This is a genomic window from Cellulomonas biazotea (genome assembly GCF_004306155.1).
Classification (GTDB): domain Bacteria; phylum Actinomycetota; class Actinomycetes; order Actinomycetales; family Cellulomonadaceae; genus Cellulomonas; species Cellulomonas biazotea.
The window spans coordinates 240-880 of sequence record NZ_BIMR01000519.1 but is presented as its reverse complement, the minus strand read 5'-3'; the positions used below and the strand labels follow the sequence as shown (position 1 = coordinate 880).

The window sequence follows — 641 nt, the reverse complement described above, 5'->3', positions numbered from 1 at the left end:
CTCAGCAGTCGGTGGGCTGGGGGATGTCGGTGCAGAGGTCGTCGACGAGTCGGGCGCGGCGTTCTTCGATGGTGAAGGGGGTGCTGGTGGTGGTGGTCTGGGCGGTGCCGGGGATGTCGTGCCAGACGGTGGTGCCGTCGAGGCGGTAGCGGCCGGTCCAGGTGGTGGTCAGGGTGATGGTGACGGTGGCGAGGTTCTCGTAGCGGTGGAAGGTGTCGTGGTCGGGGTAGGGGTTGCCGGGGCTGGTGGTGGCCAGGGTGTGCCCGTCGCCGAAGTCGTAGGTGTAGAGGGTGGGGGTGGCGATCACGTCGATGCCGTAGCCGAGCAGGTCGGTGCGCAGGGTCTGGGCGGTGGGGTCGGTCATGACGATGGTCTCTTTGTTGACCAGGACCCATCCGCGGTCGGGTTGCAGGCGCAGCACGGGGGCGGCGAGGGGGAGTCGTCGGAAGTCGGCCTCGCTCATGGGCGGCACGGCGTCCTCGGGGCAGGAGTACCCGTAGGCGAGGGTCCAGTCGGTGGGCCACGGATCCGTTGCGGCGGCGCGCGCCTGTCGCCACAGCGGCAGGACGGGCGGTCCGTCGATGCAGGCAGGGACCGGGACGGTCGTGTTGGACGGTCCGCAGGCGAGCAGCCCGTCGCCG

The 641-nt window shown here is 70.7% G+C and carries 1 protein-coding gene; it reads right to left on the bottom strand.

Annotated elements, in window-relative coordinates:
• Position 1: 1 nt before the first annotated feature.
• Positions 2 to 641 (bottom strand): hypothetical protein (locus CBZ_RS21405; protein WP_218022850.1); only part of this gene is annotated, 640 nt, incomplete at its 5' end.